The 15,208-nt window shown below is 56.6% G+C and carries 8 protein-coding genes, 3 rRNA genes and 1 pseudogene (1 of these 12 running past the window's edge); 6 read left to right on the top strand and 6 right to left on the bottom strand.

Features of this window, described 5'->3' with window-relative positions; genetic code table 11:
• Positions 1-70: 70 nt before the first annotated feature.
• Positions 71-409, top strand: a complete 339-nt coding sequence (locus JFT87_RS05330; RefSeq protein WP_201199444.1) for a tryptophan synthase subunit beta — start codon at positions 71-73, stop codon at positions 407-409.
• A gap of 209 nt (positions 410-618) precedes the next feature.
• Here JFT87_RS05330 and lapD read toward each other — a convergent pair whose 3' ends face one another.
• Together lapD and lapG are read right to left on the bottom strand one after the other, a co-directional pair.
• Positions 619-2,565 (bottom strand): cyclic di-GMP receptor LapD, encoded by a 1,947-nt coding sequence (lapD, locus tag JFT87_RS05325; RefSeq protein WP_201199442.1) that lies wholly within the window; start codon positions 2,563-2,565, stop codon positions 619-621.
• Positions 2,566-2,579: 14 nt separating this feature from the next.
• Positions 2,580-3,272 carry a cysteine protease LapG gene (gene lapG, locus JFT87_RS05320; RefSeq protein ID WP_201192596.1) on the bottom strand — a complete coding sequence of 231 codons (693 nt, stop codon included), beginning with the start codon at positions 3,270-3,272 and terminating at the stop codon, positions 2,580-2,582.
• Positions 3,273-3,468: 196 nt separating this feature from the next.
• On the opposite strand from lapG, the gene JFT87_RS05315 reads away from it, so the two are divergent.
• The gene (locus tag JFT87_RS05315) at positions 3,469-4,179 is read left to right on the top strand and encodes an FCD domain-containing protein (protein ID WP_201199441.1); all 711 of its coding nucleotides are present in this window, start codon (positions 3,469-3,471) and stop codon (positions 4,177-4,179) included.
• Between the two features lie 101 nt (positions 4,180-4,280).
• Here the strand turns inward: JFT87_RS05315 and JFT87_RS05310 are convergent, their stop codons facing one another.
• A complete protein-coding gene (locus JFT87_RS05310; protein ID WP_201199440.1) occupies positions 4,281-6,161 on the bottom strand; it encodes a methyl-accepting chemotaxis protein in 1,881 nt (626 codons plus the stop codon).
• Positions 6,162-6,474: 313 nt separating this feature from the next.
• Between JFT87_RS05310 and JFT87_RS05305 the strand changes: the two genes are divergently transcribed.
• The 4 genes and pseudogenes from JFT87_RS05305 to JFT87_RS05290 all read left to right on the top strand — a co-directional run bounded on the left by JFT87_RS05305 (position 6,475) and on the right by JFT87_RS05290 (position 11,822).
• A complete protein-coding gene (locus tag JFT87_RS05305) occupies positions 6,475-6,975 on the top strand; it encodes a sigma-70 family RNA polymerase sigma factor (RefSeq protein ID WP_201199439.1) in 501 nt (166 codons plus the stop codon).
• Positions 6,975-7,976, top strand: coding sequence for a FecR domain-containing protein (locus tag JFT87_RS05300; protein WP_201199438.1), 1,002 nt, complete (start codon positions 6,975-6,977; stop codon positions 7,974-7,976). The genes JFT87_RS05305 and JFT87_RS05300 overlap by 1 nt, the downstream gene beginning before the upstream one ends.
• Before the next feature lie 87 nt (positions 7,977-8,063).
• Entirely contained in the window at positions 8,064-10,568 is a 2,505-nt protein-coding gene (locus tag JFT87_RS05295) for a TonB-dependent siderophore receptor (RefSeq protein ID WP_201199437.1), read from the top strand.
• A 76-nt stretch (positions 10,569-10,644) separates the two neighbouring features.
• Positions 10,645-11,822 (top strand): annotated as a pseudogene (locus JFT87_RS05290) (PepSY-associated TM helix domain-containing protein).
• Between the two features lie 72 nt (positions 11,823-11,894).
• Here the strand turns inward: JFT87_RS05290 and rrf (JFT87_RS05285) are convergent.
• The 3 genes from rrf (JFT87_RS05285) to JFT87_RS05275 form a co-directional block, all read right to left on the bottom strand.
• Positions 11,895-12,010, bottom strand: a 5S ribosomal RNA gene (gene rrf, locus JFT87_RS05285).
• Positions 12,011-12,118: 108 nt separating this feature from the next.
• A 5S ribosomal RNA gene (gene rrf / locus JFT87_RS05280) occupies positions 12,119-12,234 on the bottom strand.
• A gap of 173 nt (positions 12,235-12,407) precedes the next feature.
• Positions 12,408-15,208, bottom strand: a 23S ribosomal RNA gene (locus JFT87_RS05275); it runs 90 nt beyond the window's last position.

The following is a 15,208-nucleotide window of genomic DNA, read 5'->3' as shown; positions in this document are numbered from 1 at the left end:
CACCGCATACTCGCCTGCGTTGGCTATGCTGCTGACAGCATGACGCCGGTCCATTTCTGAGGGATGCTCAATGTTTTACGTGCAACGCGATGCGCAAGGTCAATTGGTGCGCGTGGAAGCCGCGGCCTACGCCGAGGCCACGGAAACACTGCCGGCTGATCATCACGAAATTCAGGCCTGGTACGCCAACGAAGTGATGGAAACCAGCCTCAAACAGCTTAAGCAGAGCGACCTGGAAATGATCCGGGTACTCGACGACTTGATTCAGGTGCTGACCAGCAAAGGCGTGATCCGCGTCACCGACCTGCCGGCCGCCGCACAAGCCAAACTGATGGACCGGACCCAGGCCCGGGAAGCGTTGGGCGGGTTGAGTCAGTTGATTGATGATGAAGAGACAGGGTTGATCTGATCCGCTCAGAATCAAAAGCCCCTCACCCCAGCCCTCTCCCGGGGGAGAGGGAGCTGACCGAAGTGTCTGGCGTCATACATCGACCTGAAAAACCGAGTCGATTATGGATTCGAAACAAGTTGCTCACGTCGGTGTATCTCCCGAATATCCCCCAATCAGTCCCCTCTCCCTCCGGGAGAGGGCTAGGGTGAGGGCCGTTTTTCAATGACTCAACGCCAGGGCTTAGGCTCACCAAACAACTGCCCCTGAACCCCATACAACCCCATCTCGCGAATCACCGACAACTCGCCTTCAGTCTCGACCCGCTCGGCAATCAACGGCAGATCGATGCTGTGCGCTGCTCGCTGAATCGCCTCGATGAACAAACGCTTGTCACTTTCCAGATCAATCGCCCGAATGTAGCTGCCATCAATCTTCAAATACGCCAAGCCCAGTCGCGCCAGGTTACCGATCATGCTGAACCGTCCACCAAAGCGCTGCAGGCTCAGGGAGAACCCAAGCTCGCGCAGGCGTCGGGTCAACTGTTCCAGCACCGCTTGCTCCGGCAATTGCTCCTCACCAATCTCCAGGGTCAGCCGCTCACCCTGATCTGAATGCTGGCGCAGGATTTCAAAAATTTTATTCAGCGCCTGCGGGTCCGCCAGCGTCGCCGAAGACAGGTTCAGCGCCAGCGACTCTTCATGCCCGGCCATTTGCCCAAGCACCAATTCCAACATCAGCCGATCCAGTCGTGCCGTCCAGCCAAAGCGCTCCAGCCACGGCAGGAAACGCCCAGCGGGAATGGTCTGGCCCTGATCATCGATCAATCGCGACAGCACTTTGTAATGCAGCACCAGCGCGGTGTCCTGACTGGCTACGACCGGCTGGAAGTACAACTCAAACCGCTGCTGATTCAACGCCCTATCCAGCAGTTTGTGCCACGCATGATGGTCATCGCCGACACTGGCCGAAGCACTGTGATCCAGACACGCCCAGCTCTGTTCGCCCTGACCTTCGGCCTGCGCCAGCGCCTGATCCGCCAGCCCGAGCACCGCTTGCGGCGAGTCGCCATGAACAAATGGCGCCAACCCGATAGACGCCACGGAAGCCACGTCGGTCGCACCGGTCGCATGCAAACTGGCCAATGCGCTGTCGAGGTTCTGCGCCAGTTGCAGCGCTTCTTCACGCACCAGTCCCGGCGCCAGCACGGCGAATTCACCACCGCGAATCCGGGTGACGAGGTTCTGGGTTTCCGGGTACTTGGCACACTCGCGGGACAACTGCTCGCCCACTGCTTTCAACAAATCATCGGTGCGCTGACCACCCAGACGCTGGTTCAAACCGGCCAGATCCTTGACCCGCAACAACAGCAGATAACCGGAACTGGCCTGCTCCGGGTTGCTCACCCGGGCGTTCAATTGCATTTCGAAATAGCGTCGGTTGGCCAGGCCCGTGAGGTTGTCCTGATAGGACTCGATGCGCAGTTTTTCACTGCGCTCGGCCTGTTCCTGGAACAGCGCCTTGAGCTTCTCGACCATCTGGTTCATCGCTTGCACCACCCGGCGCAATTCCGGTGTGCGCGGCAGCTCCGGCAGGCTGAGGAATTCGCGACGGGCGATGGCGTGGGATTGCTTGACCATGTAGTCCAGCGGTTTCAATTGCCGGCGCAACAACAGCGCACCCAACACCGCACTCACCGCGCCACAGATCAGCAACCAGCCCAGGCTACCCAGCGCGCTCTGCCAAAGCTTGGCCAGGGCAAACATCGGATGGCTGACCACCTCGACTCGCGCCGCCTGCTCCCAGCCACGGCTGACCAGCGCATCACCACCCGCGGCTTCGAGGCCGATCAATTTGATGAACCAGTCCGGCACGTTGTTCACCGCCGGAATACCGCTGCGCTCGACGATGGTTTTATCAGTCTTGAGGTCAACCACACGGATGCTCGCGTAGTAGCCGCTGTCGAAGATCGAACTGACCAGCAACTCGACCATCGCCGGGTCGTCGATGTTCGGTGTCAGGGACAGCGCCAGCGCCGTGGCCGCGTCCTGGGCGTGGGAACGCAACTGATTGACGTACTGGGTGCGCGAGCTCTCCAGGCTGACCATGAAGCTGCCGGTGAAGGCGACCACAAGGAACAGACAGATAGCGATCAACAGCTGTTTGAACAAAGACATCTAAGCGCGTGCTCCTAGTTAGTCGTCTCGACCGGAAATCCTTCGGCCTGCATTTTCTTCAACACATCCTGCCAACGGGACAGGCGCTTGGTGTCACCGACTTTCTTGTTGCCCTTGGCGCCAGGCAGGTACAAGCCTTCGGCATTGAAAGAGTAGACCGGCAGCAAATCGGTTCGCTGGCTGGCCGGCTTGATCTCGTTGATCAGGCTGTCGAGCACCAGCGGCATGGCCTCAGGCGTCGAATAGTAGGTCAACACCATGTGCGCCCGGTTCAGGCGCAATGCCTTGACGTAGGTGATGCGCAGCTTGTCACTGGAAACACCGAGATGGCGCAGGCTGAAGTACTTGGCGATGGCGTAGTCTTCGCAGTCGCCGGCGCCCTTCCACAAGGCTTCGATGGGGGTTGCCCAGTAATCTTCCTGATGCCACAGGTCGATGTCTTCTTCGTAGCGCATTTGCTTGTTGAAGAACAGATTGACCACTTTGAGCTGTTCCAGCTCGCCGACCTGTTTCTGGGTAGCCAACAAATGCTGCCAGGCATCGATGCGTTGCTGCCCCTCGCCCAAAGGCCCATACAACGCCTGGGCACGACGGCTGATCAGGGAAAAATCCCAATCGGCATGCAACCCGCCCAGCATGACGCCGGCCAGCAGCAGCGCGCAGCACAACCAGCGCAACATCCGAGGGATCGCGAAACGTACCGCCAATGCGAGGCATCCAGGGTAGGCAGGAGGGAATCGGTTGATGGTGAAGGTTAGCCCGACAAAAGACAATGGCACCCTGAGATCATCGGTGCCGCGCTAAACTTGTGTAATACGGTATTCCTTTACACGATTTGACAACCTGTAGATCAATCACTAGCTTCTTTGGATCCAATCAAGTCGAAAGACAGGGGGCGTATTCGTGACACAGAAGCCCAAACCGCTGCACAGCATCAAAGTCGATGGGCCGATTCCCGCACATTTGGCCCGCGCGATCATTGAAGAAACCCTGCGCGCAGCAATCCTCGACGGTCGCCTGCCATGCGGCACGGCCCTGCGCCAACAAGATCTGGCCGACCTGTTTGGCGTCAGCCGCATGCCGGTGCGTGAAGCCCTGCGCCAGCTCGAAGCGCAAGCGCTGCTGAACGTCACTGCGCACAAAGGCGCCGTGGTGGCGGCGTTGATTCAGGACGATGCAACGCAAACCTATGAGCTGCGGATCCTGCTGGAATCCGAAGCGTTGCGTCAGTCGATTCCGTTGCTTGCGGCTACCGATATCGAGCGCGCGGCCAACCTGATCGATGAACTCGAAAACCAGCAGGACTACAGCGAAATCGGCCGGCTCAATCGTTTGTTCCACATGACGCTGTACAGCAAGGCACCCAACAAGCGTCTGTTGCGCCTGGTGGAAGACGGCCTTAATGAAGAGGAGCGTTTCCTGCGCTTCAACCTTGAAGCCATGGGGCTGGGCAAGATTTCTCAGGATGACCACCGCGCCATGCTGCAAACGGTGCGTGATGGAGATGTCGAGGGATCGGTGACGTTGCTGGTGCAACACCTCAACCGGGGCGTCGAGGTGATCACGCGCTTCCTTGCCAGCCCTGCCGGGCAAAGCCGCAAAACCACACGCTAGGATCGTCAGCAGGCTCACGCCTACAGTGACCGGGAAACCCGATTCACGTGTAGGCGTGAGCCTGCTCGCGATGAACGAAAACGCGGTCTCGCGTTTGAAAATCAGATTTTGAAACTGTCGACCAATTGCTTCAAGCGGTTGGCCTGCAACGACAAGGCATCGCAATCCTTCAACGTTTCATTGAGGTTGGCCACACTTTGCTGGTTCAGCAGGTTGATCTGGTTAACATCGACGTTGAGGGTTTCCACCACCGCCGTCTGTTCTTCGGTGGCCGCGGCTACCGACTGGTTCATGCCGTCGATTTCGCCGATGCGCTGGGTCACGCTGACCAGTCGCAGACCGGCCTGATTCGCCACTTCGACGCTCTCTTCACTGGAAACCTGGCTGGCGTTCATGGTGGTCACCGCTTCGCGAGAACCGATCTGCAGCGAGGTGATCATCTTGTGGATCTCCTCGGCCGATTCCTGGGTACGGTGTGCCAGGTTGCGCACTTCGTCCGCCACCACCGCAAAACCACGACCGGCTTCACCGGCACGGGCCGCTTCGATGGCTGCGTTCAATGCCAGCAGGTTGGTTTGCTGGGAGATGCCTTTGATCACATCCAGAATGTGCCCGATGTTGTCGGTGCTGGCATTCAGGGTTTCGATCTGGGTGCAGGACAGGCTGATTTTCTGCGACAGCTCGGTCATGGCCAGAATGGTTTTTTCCACCACCTGACGACCGTCATCGGCCTGCTCGCTCGCGCCGCTGGCGTGCTGTGAAGCGTCTGCCGCGTTGCGGGCGATTTCCTGGGTTGCGGCACCGAGTTCGTTGATCGCGGCGGCCACGCTGTTGGTACGAGCGCTTTGTTCGTCGGAACCGATGATCGAGGCGTTGGACGACGCCATCACCCGTTGCGACAGGTCATGAACCTGGCGGGTCGCCGAAGACACTTCGGAAATCGACGCGTGAATCCGCTCTACGAACTGGTTGAACGCACCACCCAGCTCACCGAACTCGTCTTTGCTTTCCACGGCCAGACGACGGGTCAGGTCACCTTCACCTTGGGCGATGTCTTTCATCGCGCGGCCCATGGTGGTCAGTGGACGCATCAGCACGTTGATCAGCAAGCTCAGCAGCACTGCAATGGCGCTCACGGCGATAAACATCGCAATCAGTGCCGAGGTGCGGAATTGGCTCAAAGGCGCGTAGGCCTTGTCCTTGTCGATCGACAGACCGATGTACCACTCGGCACTCGGCAAACCCGTCACCGGGGTGAACGAGAGGATGCGGTCTTGCTTGTTCAGGGTGACTTCCTGGTTGCCCTTCTCGATGCGTACGTTGGTGTTCGGGTAAATATCTTTAAGGTTCTTCATCACCTGATCTTTATCCGGGCTGACGATCACTTGACCGTCGGCACTGACCAGGAACGCGTGGCCGATACCGCCGAAGTCCACCGAGTTGATGATCTTCACCAGGGTTTCGAGGCTCAGGTCGCCGCCAACAACGCCGAGCAACTCGCCGTTCTTTTTCACCGGCAGGGCGATGGTCACTACCAGTCCACCCACCGCGGCCATGTAAGGCGGGGTCAACATGGTCTTGTCGGCAGTGACGGCTTGTTTGTACCAGGGACGCTGACGCGGATCGTAGCCATCCGGCATCTTCGCGTCAGGGCGTTGGGTGAATACGCCATTCGCCTGGCCGACATAGGTGAACTGGAAGTTCGAGGTGAGGGCAGGTTGATCCACCAACCCTGGCAGATCGGCATTCGCACCTTGGTGGGCGACGTTCTGTGCCAGGTTTTCCAACACCAGCACACGGCCGCTCATCCAGTTCTGCACGCTGCTGGCGGTCAAGTCGCCAGCTTGCTGGACGGAGGACTCGAGATTTTCCCGGATCGTATTTCGCTGTAAATAGTCGTTGTACAAAGTGAACAACGCGAAAGCCAGCACTACGACGCCAGAAGCGGCCAGCAGGATTTTATGGCTGAACTTAAGATTCATTTCAGGGGACTTCTTATGGAAAAAGTGGGGATGCGTTCCGGATTGCAACATTCCATGTAACAGCGCAGACGGCTTTCTGAAGCCGCTCTACTTTGGTGCACGCATGTCTCACTAGTCTTTCGGCACGTTGGCGGGAAAACTTAGGGCTGCGATTCAAATGCACGGTATTTCTCGCAGATTCCCGCCGAACGGTGATCTAGAGCATCCGCGGCCTGATTTTTTAGGACTGATGTTCGAGCGGCAGTTGCAAATCCTGTAACCCTTGATAACAATGCGACTAATTATCATTTGTGACGTTCGGGCTGTCGCGTTCATGTCCTCTCCTGAGTTTGCAGTGCAGGCGCTCTACAGTAATCATCACGGCTGGCTCAATGCCTGGCTGCGCGCCCGGCTGGGTAATGCCGCGGATGCGGCTGATCTGGCGCAGGACACTTTCGTGCGTCTGCTGCAACGCACCGAACGCCTCGAACTCAAAGCGCCCCGCGCCTTTCTGCGAACCATTGCTCGCGGCCTGGTAATCGATCACTGGCGCCGCGAAGAGATCGAACGCGCCTATCTGGAAACCATCGCTCACTTGCCCGAAGCCGAGACGCCAAGCGCCGAATCCCGAGCCCTGGTGATCGAATTGCTGGAAAACATCGCGCGTATGCTTGAAGGACTGAAGCCGAAGGTGCGTCAGGCATTTCTGTTGGCGCAGTGCGAAGGTTTGAGCCACAGGCAGATTGCCGAGCAGATGAGCGTTTCCTTGCGCACGGTGGAGCGTTACGTCGCCGATGCGCTGTATCACTGCTATGTGCTGCGGTATGAAAGCTGATGCCTGTGGATAACCTCTCACTCGGCCGACGCGCCGAACCGCAGCAAAAAGTGGTCAAGCAGGCCATTCACTGGTTGCTGCGCCTGCGTAATAACCACGGCAATACACGGCTCAATCGTCAGTGTGAACAGTGGCGCGCCGAACATCATGAGCATGAGTTGGCCTGGCAACGGGTGCAGTCGTTGCAGGCAGAATTGAGCAATAACCTGCGCGCAGTGCCCGGTGCGCAAGTAGCGTTCAACACTTTGGAAAACAGCGCTCAGGGCTTGGGTCGTCGTCAGGCCTTGAAGCTGCTGTCCGGGGCATTGCTGATGGGCTCGGCCGCCTGGCTAGCGAAAGACACTGCTGCCTGGCAGCAGTGGAGCGCCGATTACGCCACGGCAACCGGCGAGCGGCGCAGTTTCCAGTTACCGGACGGCACGCGGATCGAGCTCAATACCGCCAGTGCGGTGGATCTGGATTACACCGCGCAACAACGGCTGATCAAACTGACCCGTGGCGAAATCATCGTCACTTGTGGCGGCGCAGATGAGGGCGCCTCGTTCGACCGACCGCTGCGCGTACAAAGTCGCCACGGCATCTACGAGCCGCAAGACGCGCGGTTCATCCTGCGTCAGCAAAGCGATTGCACGCGGCTCAGCGTCACCAGTGGCCAAGTGGCCATTCACGCCGGCGGGACTTCCATCGAGGCACTCGCCGGGCAGAGTTATCTGATCGATCACCATCAAATACGCCCGGCGCCGGCGCTGGATATGGATGTCGGCGCGTGGGTCGATGGCATGATCGTCACACGCAATATGCGTCTCGGCGATTTTCTCAATGAAGTCGGGCGTTATCGTCAGGGCTTTCTGAACTGTGCGGCGAACGCCGCTGACTTGCGCCTGTCCGGCGTATTTCGGCTGGAGGACACCGATAAGCTTTTGGCGATTCTGCCGCAGACCTTGCCGGTGCAACTGCGCTATCGCACCCGCTGGTGGGTGAGCCTGGAACGTACGGTTTGAAATTTTTTGGCGGGTTTTTGCAGTCGGTCCGGCTTAGTCAGTAAGCACTTCAACTCAAGCGTTTGCGACTTCCTACGGAAACCTACAATGACTGTCCGCGCCACCGGTAAGAACCCTCTGAATTTCAATGTCGAATCGGGCTTGTTGCGCCACGCCGTCCGGGCTGCGCTGTTTTCCACCGCACTGGGCGTCGGTGTGCTGCCGAGCCTGAGCCTCGCGGCCCCTACCAATGCCAGTGAATTGAGCCATCGCTACAACATCGTTGCCGGGCCGTTGGCTGAGGCGCTGAATCAGTTCGCGCGCCAGGCGGGCATTACCTTGTCGATGACGCCGCAGCAGACGCAGGGCCGGCAGTCGCCGGGTGTACAGGGGGAATACTCGACTGATCAGGCACTAAGCCATTTGCTCGGAGGTTCCGGTCTGGAGGCAATCAGTCAGGATGGCAGCAGCTATATCCTGCGTCCGCTCGCCGAAACCGAGGCGCTGGCCTTGCCGACCACCGACATCAGAGGCTTCGCCCTCGGCAATGCGTTGGGCAGCATGGACGGCTACAACGCGACACACAGTCAGATCGCCACCAAAACCAGTACCGCACTGCTGGAAACCTCGCAAAGCGTGTCCGTGGTGACGCGCGAGCAAATGGACGATCAAGGCTCGCAAACCGTTTCACAAGCGATGCGTTATACCCCTGGCGTGCTGACCAATCCGTATGGCGCCACGCACCGTTACGACTATGTGGCGATGCGCGGTTTCAACGACGGTTCGGTGGATAACATCTACCTCGACGGCCTCAAGTCGATGGGCGATAGCGGCACCTACAGCACCATGCAGGTCGACCCGTATTTCCTCGAGCGCGTAGATATTCTCAAGGGCCCATCGTCGGTGTTGTATGGCCGCAGTTCACCGGGTGGTCTGGTCGCACTGACCAGCAAGAAGCCTTTGTATGAGGCCTACCATCAGGTTCAGGCTACAGTCGGCACGCAGGGGCAGCGCGGGGTCGGTTTTGACTTCAGCGGCCCCGTCGATGACGACAAGCGGATCGCCTATCGCCTGATCGGTTTGACGGATCAGTCCGACACGCAATTCGACCACAATAAAGAAAAGCGCTTTGCACTGGCGCCGACCGTCAGCATCGATTTCAACGAAGATACTTCGCTGACACTGCAGGCCTATCTGCAACACGATCCGGATGGCGGCTACCACGGCGGCGTGCCGGCAGATGGCACGGTCCATCAACGCAATGGCAACCGAATCTCGCCGCACTTCTTCGAGGGTGAGCCGAGCATTGATGGCTACTCGCGTGATCAGCAGTCGTTCGGTTATCAATTCGAACACCGCTTCAACGACGTCTTCACCGCGCGGCAGAACTTCCGTTACCTGGACTCCAAAGTGAGCATGGATCAGGTCTACGCCTATGGCTGGACCACGCCAACCAGCAACGAGCTGAATCGCTACTACACCGGCGGTGATGAGCGTCTTCATGCGTTCATCGTCGACAACATGCTCCAGGCGGAATTTTTTACCGGCGCGACCAAACACACGGTACTGATGGGCGCGGACTATCAGCGGCGTAAAACCGTGGTTGACTGGACCAGCGGCGGCCTCGCACCGATCAACGCGTTCAACCCGGTGTATGGCAATTCGGCAATTGATATGTATGGCGAGACCAGCTATCTGCGTCGCCTGGAGCAGACCGGGGTGTACCTGCAAGACCTGATCGAAATGGACAAATGGCGCTTCTCGCTCGGCCTGCGCCAGGACTGGGTCGAGACGTCGGATGAAAACCGCATCGCCGAAGCGGGCCGTCCGGTCGGTACCGAGATCAACGACCGTCGCACCAAATTGACCGGCCGCGCCGGAGCTTTGTATCTGTTCGATAACGGCTTGGCGCCTTACATCAGTTACTCCGAGTCGTTCAACCCGAACTCGTACGCCGACAGCGCTGGTAATCCGTTGGCGCCGACCGATGGTACGCAGTGGGAAGCGGGCCTTAAATACCAGCCGCCGGGCACTGACAATCTGTTCACCGCCTCTGTGTTCCGCATTGATCAGGAAAACCTGGCGACCAAACTGCCGCAGGAAAACTTCTATCGCGCTGTCGGCGCTGTGCGCTCCCAGGGGCTGGAACTGGAAGCGCACATGCAGTTGACCGACAACCTGAAAGTCCTCGGCAGCTACACCTTCACCGACATCGAATATTCGAAGTCGATGGTCAGTACGCTGAGCACCGCGACCGATGTGATCGAAAACAAAGGCAACTCGCCGACGCAGGCGCCGCGACACATGGCGTCATTGTGGGCGGACTACAAGTTCGACAGCGCAGCGCTGGATGGCCTGCGTCTGGGCGGCGGCGTGCGCTATGTCGGCTACAGCTGGGCGGATGCGGAAAACACCCTGAAAGTACCGTCTTACACACTGTTCGACGCCTCGATCGGCTATGACCTGGGCAAGGTTGGTTTGAAGGGCGTGGACGTACGCCTGAATGCGAACAACCTGACCAACGAGTCTTATGTGGCTTCCTGCGCCAGTCTGAACTTCTGCTACATGGGTGAAGAGCGCAATGTCGCGGCAACGGTCAGCTACCAGTTCTAAACGTTTGTCCTGTGCATAAAAAAGCCAGCCCCTGAAGTTCGGGGGCTGGCTTTGTCGTCTCTGTGGGGAAATTTTCATGCGCGCGTTTTTAGTGTTGTTGCATCGCTATATCGGCTTGGCGACCGCGGTGTTTTTGTTGCTGGCCGGAATCACCGGAAGCATTCTTGCTTTCAATCATGAGCTGGATGAATGGTTGAATCCGCAGTTCTACTCAGCGCCTGCTCAGGGATCACGATTGCCACCGGGCGAACTGGTTGATGCGGTGCAGTCCGCGCATCCGAAGTTGCAGGTCTGGTACATGGAGTATCCGCATGAGGCTGGCCATACGGCGCTGCTGGCAGCGGTGCCGCGTAATGATCCAGCAACTGGCAAGCCGTTTGATGAGCGTAATCAGGTGTTCTATCTGGACCCGGTGAATGCGCAGCAGAAAGGTCAGCGTTACTGGGGTGAGTGCTGTTTTCAGCGGGAGAATTTCGTCCCGTTCATTCTTGAGTTTCATTACAACCTGACATTGCCGGGCAACTGGGGATTGTGGTTGATGGGGTTGGTTGCCATCGCTTGGGTGATCGATTGCTTTGTAGCGTTATGGCTGACGCTACCGCGTGGAAAGCCGTTCTGGAAGAAGTGGTCGACGGCGTGGAAGGTCAAGGGCGGGCATGCTTATAGGCTTAACTTCGACCTGCATCGTGCGGGGGATTGTGGTTGTGGCTGTTGTTGCTGCCGATCGCCATCAGCAGTGTGGCGATGAACCTGCCGAGTCAGGTGTTCAAGCCTGCTGTGTCGCTGTTTTCACCGATTGAGCCGAGCGTGTATGAGGCCCGAGGACGAATGCCTCCTGCGGAGTTAGGCGTGACGCAATTGAGTTATCAACAAGCATACGAGAGGGCGTTACAGGAGGGGAGACGATTAGGACTGACAGCGGCAATCGGGGAGTTGTATTACAGCTTTGAGTACAACTTCTACGGTGCCGGATTTGGCCAACACGATACGGATGCGCATGGCAAATCCTGGTTGTTCTTTCACGGCACGGACGGTCGGTTGTTAGGGCAGGAAATCGCAGGACAGGGAACGTTGGGGGAGCAGTTCTATCGGTTGCAGTTACCGATACATGGAGGACGGATCATTGGCGTTGCAGGGCAAGTAATGATCGCGGTGTTAGGTATTTTGATTGCGGGATTGTCAGGGACTGGCGTCTACATCTGGTGGCGCAAATGGCAGGCTCGACGTATCAGCAAGGCACGCAAAGCAGTTTGATGATGGATTTATACAGGCCCTGAAACGACAAAACCCCTGACTGCGTTAGCAGACAGGGGTTTCGGAATTTAATCTTGACGATGACCTACTCTCACATGGGGAAACCCCACACTACCATCGGCGATGCATCGTTTCACTGCTGAGTTCGGGATGGGATCAGGTGGTTCCAATGCTCTATGGTCGTCAAGAAATTCTGTGACCAGCCCGTTACCGCAGTAACGTGCCAGCAAAAAATGGTGACTTCTACTAAAACAAAACCCCTACCTGCATACGCAGATAGGGGTTTCGGAATTTAATCTTGACGATGACCTACTCTCACATGGGGAAACCCCACACTACCATCGGCGATGCATCGTTTCACTGCTGAGTTCGGGATGGGATCAGGTGGTTCCAATGCTCTATGGTCGTCAAGAAATTCGGTAGCCAGGTCGTTCTCCTTACGGAGTACGCTCCAGCGAATGGGTATGTGATAGATCGTGGTGTTTTGTGAGTGTCTCGAACTTTCGGTTCGTTTCGTCTTCACACACCGCAATCTGGTGCTCTTTCGCTTTTCAGCTCGAAGCAAGCAAATTGCTTGGGTGTTATATGGTCAAGCCTCACGGGCAATTAGTATTGGTTAGCTCAACGCCTCACAGCGCTTACACACCCAACCTATCAACGTCGTAGTCTTCGACGGCCCTTCAGGGGACTCAAGGTCCCAGTGAGATCTCATCTTGAGGCTAGTTTCCCGCTTAGATGCTTTCAGCGGTTATCTATTCCGAACATAGCTACCCGGCAATGCCACTGGCGTGACAACCGGAACACCAGAGGTTCGTCCACTCCGGTCCTCTCGTACTAGGAGCAGCCCCTCTCAAATCTCAAACGTCCACGGCAGATAGGGACCGAACTGTCTCACGACGTTCTAAACCCAGCTCGCGTACCACTTTAAATGGCGAACAGCCATACCCTTGGGACCGGCTTCAGCCCCAGGATGTGATGAGCCGACATCGAGGTGCCAAACACCGCCGTCGATATGAACTCTTGGGCGGTATCAGCCTGTTATCCCCGGAGTACCTTTTATCCGTTGAGCGATGGCCCTTCCATACAGAACCACCGGATCACTAAGACCTACTTTCGTACCTGCTCGACGTGTCTGTCTCGCAGTCAAGCGCGCTTTTGCCTTTATACTCTACGACCGATTTCCGACCGGTCTGAGCGCACCTTCGTACTCCTCCGTTACTCTTTAGGAGGAGACCGCCCCAGTCAAACTACCCACCATACACTGTCCTCGATCCGGATAACGGACCTGAGTTAGAACCTCAAAGTTGCCAGGGTGGTATTTCAAGGTTGGCTCCACGCGAACTGGCGTCCACGCTTCAAAGCCTCCCACCTATCCTACACAAGCAAATTCAAAGTCCAGTGCAAAGCTATAGTAAAGGTTCACGGGGTCTTTCCGTCTAGCCGCGGATACACTGCATCTTCACAGCGATTTCAATTTCACTGAGTCTCGGGTGGAGACAGCGCCGCCATCGTTACGCCATTCGTGCAGGTCGGAACTTACCCGACAAGGAATTTCGCTACCTTAGGACCGTTATAGTTACGGCCGCCGTTTACCGGGGCTTCGATCAAGAGCTTCGCGTTAGCTAACCCCATCAATTAACCTTCCGGCACCGGGCAGGCGTCACACCCTATACGTCCACTTTCGTGTTTGCAGAGTGCTGTGTTTTTAATAAACAGTCGCAGCGGCCTGGTATCTTCGACCGGCATGGGCTTACGCAGTAAATGCTTCACCCTCACCGGCGCACCTTCTCCCGAAGTTACGGTGCCATTTTGCCTAGTTCCTTCACCCGAGTTCTCTCAAGCGCCTTGGTATTCTCTACCCAACCACCTGTGTCGGTTTGGGGTACGGTTCCTGGTTACCTGAAGCTTAGAAGCTTTTCTTGGAAGCATGGCATCAACCACTTCGTGTTCTAAAAGAACACTCGTCATCAGCTCTCGGCCTTAGAATCCCGGATTTACCTAAGATTCCAGCCTACCACCTTAAACTTGGACAACCAACGCCAAGCTGGCCTAGCCTTCTCCGTCCCTCCATCGCAATAACCAGAAGTACAGGAATATTAACCTGTTTTCCATCGACTACGCTTTTCAGCCTCGCCTTAGGGACCGACTAACCCTGCGTCGATTAACGTTGCGCAGGAAACCTTGGTCTTTCGGCGTGGGTGTTTTTCACACCCATTGTCGTTACTCATGTCAGCATTCGCACTTCTGATACCTCCAGCAAGCTTCTCAACTCACCTTCACAGGCTTACAGAACGCTCCTCTACCGCATCACCTAAGTGATACCCGTAGCTTCGGTGTATGGTTTGAGCCCCGTTACATCTTCCGCGCAGGCCGACTCGACTAGTGAGCTATTACGCTTTCTTTAAAGGGTGGCTGCTTCTAAGCCAACCTCCTAGCTGTCTAAGCCTTCCCACATCGTTTCCCACTTAACCATAACTTTGGGACCTTAGCTGACGGTCTGGGTTGTTTCCCTTTTCACGACGGACGTTAGCACCCGCCGTGTGTCTCCCATGCTCGGCACTTGTAGGTATTCGGAGTTTGCATCGGTTTGGTAAGTCGGGATGACCCCCTAGCCGAAACAGTGCTCTACCCCCTACAGTGATACATGAGGCGCTACCTAAATAGCTTTCGAGGAGAACCAGCTATCTCCGAGCTTGATTAGCCTTTCACTCCGATCCACAGGTCATCCGCTAACTTTTCAACGGTAGTCGGTTCGGTCCTCCAGTTAGTGTTACCCAACCTTCAACCTGCCCATGGATAGATCGCCCGGTTTCGGGTCTATTCCCAGCGACTAGACGCCCTATTAAGACTCGCTTTCGCTACGCCTCCCCTATTCGGTTAAGCTCGCCACTGAAAATAAGTCGCTGACCCATTATACAAAAGGTACGCAGTCACAGAACAAGTCTGCTCCCACTGCTTGTACGCATACGGTTTCAGGATCTATTTCACTCCCCTCTCCGGGGTTCTTTTCGCCTTTCCCTCACGGTACTAGTTCACTATCGGTCAGTCAGTAGTATTTAGCCTTGGAGGATGGTCCCCCCATATTCAGACAAAGTTTCTCGTGCTCCGTCCTACTCGATTTCATGACTAAGAGATTTTCGCGTACAGGGCTATCACCCACTATGGCCGCACTTTCCAGAGCGTTCCGCTAATCTCAAAGCCACTTAAGGGCTAGTCCCCGTTCGCTCGCCACTACTAAGGGAATCTCGGTTGATTTCTTTTCCTCAGGGTACTTAGATGTTTCAGTTCCCCTGGTTCGCTTCTTAAGCCTATGTATTCAGCTTAAGATACCTAACTTATGTTAGGTGGGTTCCCCCATTCAGACATCTCCGGATCAAAGTCTGTTT

Origin of the sequence: Pseudomonas sp. TH15 (assembly GCF_016651105.1) — a bacterium.
GTDB lineage: Bacteria > Pseudomonadota > Gammaproteobacteria > Pseudomonadales > Pseudomonadaceae > Aquipseudomonas.
This window is presented reverse-complemented; position numbering and strand designations above follow the sequence as displayed.